The organism is Prevotella pectinovora (assembly GCF_000834015.1).
In the GTDB taxonomy this organism is placed as follows: domain Bacteria; phylum Bacteroidota; class Bacteroidia; order Bacteroidales; family Bacteroidaceae; genus Prevotella; species Prevotella pectinovora.
This window is the reverse complement of record NZ_JXQI01000017.1, coordinates 1-1,385: the sequence shown is the minus strand read 5'-3', so window position 1 is coordinate 1,385 and position 1,385 is coordinate 1. Positions and strand designations below refer to the sequence as shown.

At 37.0% G+C, this 1,385-nt stretch carries 3 protein-coding genes and 1 pseudogene; 2 read left to right on the top strand and 2 right to left on the bottom strand.

Going from position 1 to position 1,385, the window contains the following annotated elements; genetic code table 11:
- Window positions 1-263: transposase (locus tag ST42_RS01760; protein ID WP_231556864.1), on the top strand; the 263-nt coding region annotated here is incomplete at its 5' end.
- 196 nt (window positions 264-459) lie between these two features.
- Here ST42_RS01760 and ST42_RS01755 read toward each other — a convergent pair.
- On the bottom strand, window positions 460-651 hold the full coding sequence (locus ST42_RS01755) for a hypothetical protein (protein WP_042519755.1): 192 nt from the start codon (window positions 649-651) through the stop codon (window positions 460-462).
- A gap of 30 nt (window positions 652-681) precedes the next feature.
- A complete protein-coding gene (locus ST42_RS01750; RefSeq protein ID WP_042519756.1) occupies window positions 682-1,134 on the bottom strand; it encodes a hypothetical protein in 453 nt (150 codons plus the stop codon).
- A 131-nt stretch (window positions 1,135-1,265) separates the two neighbouring features.
- On the opposite strand from ST42_RS01750, the pseudogene ST42_RS14460 reads away from it, so the two are divergent.
- Window positions 1,266-1,385: pseudogene (locus ST42_RS14460) on the top strand (IS982 family transposase); the annotation flags it as partial.

Sequence of the window (1,385 nt, the reverse complement as noted above, 5' to 3'; positions counted from 1 at the left end):
TATTGACAGGGTTGCGCGTAAACATGAAAAACAAGCTGATGCCGTTCTATGACAGAATGATGCTGCGCAAGAGATACATTATCGAAACCATTAACGACATGCTGAAGAATACGGCACAGATTGTACACTCACGCCATAGATCTGTAAGCAACTTTATCATGAACCTTATTTCTGCCTTGGGAGCATATTGTTTCTTTGATAACAAGCCAAAGGCATTGCAAGGATACTGCATCGAAGACACGAAGCAACTTACATTGTTCTAAAGACAGAATAATCTCTTTCGATTCTTTATATATAGCCCATGTCTGATGGCATGGGAAGAGAATTCATGTATCTCTCTTAACATGCAACTAATCGCTATCTTATCCCGAATTGGGGTAAAGATACACGTTTTTCCAGACTTATGAAGATAAAAGAGTGTCGGTAAAATCTAAATGTGGTGTCGGACTTTTATGACAATCACAAGACTTCGTATCTCACCATTGCTGACCAAACGAGTTGGTCAGAGTTTTCTTTTGCTGTTATAACAGTATTGTACTGAATGTCTTTGACTGAAATCTTAGCTTCGTTTTCGCTAAGGAAGTTGTTGACCTGTGTCTCTAATGCATCCGGCAGAATTGTCTTACTGCGAAATAATTTAATCTGTTCCATATCGTATAAATTTTCATGGATAACGCATAGTTATAATAAGTATTCTTCAAATGGACTTGCGTCAAACATTGGATTCTCCTCCTTTGAATAATCATTTATGAGCATGACAAGGGGCTTCTGAGTTTTCTCTGCCAACTCTTTTACATACTCTATATGGTCATCAAGCAGTTGCTCCACATATCTGTGATACATGAAGAATCGTACATTCTCATCATATCTACCAGGGTAGATAAACTTTGTAGTCAACTCTGGATGATCAGCAATCTTCTTAACTTTTCCCTCATTGTCGATGAAGTGTTCATGTCCATAGAGAGGATGTTGATTTGCTTCACAACATCCCTTTATCTCACGTATTGCACGACGAGCATTGTCTATGTCGTCGTTTGACTGAAACCAAATAAGCATTGGCTTCTTGTTTGATTCTTTGCTCTCGACATAAGTTTTGATAACGTCGAGAAGAGTGTCTTTGGTAATCTGTTTCATTTTTTTTCCACGTCTTATTTGTTACTCTTTACCCCAGTTCGGGATAAGATTTTGTTCATAAAAAGTTGGTAGTCTCATAAATATTTTGTACCTTTATAGGTGAAAATCAAATAGTTACAAAAACATTTAATATGACTACCGATTACAAAGTTACAGAATTATTTTGTATTATAGACGAGTTTTGCAAACATTTTGATGCAGAAAATGCAGGAAATTTGCTGGAAGACAATAGCGGAGTGAAGCGTAGACGG

What these genes read in the sequence shown, in the direction of transcription:
- ST42_RS01755 (WP_042519755.1), bottom strand. Translation starts at nt 651, where the DNA reads ATGGAACAGATTAAATTATTTCGCAGTAAGACAATTCTGCCGGATGCA.
- ST42_RS01750 (WP_042519756.1), bottom strand. Translation starts at nt 1,134, where the DNA reads ATGAAACAGATTACCAAAGACACTCTTCTCGACGTTATCAAAACTTAT.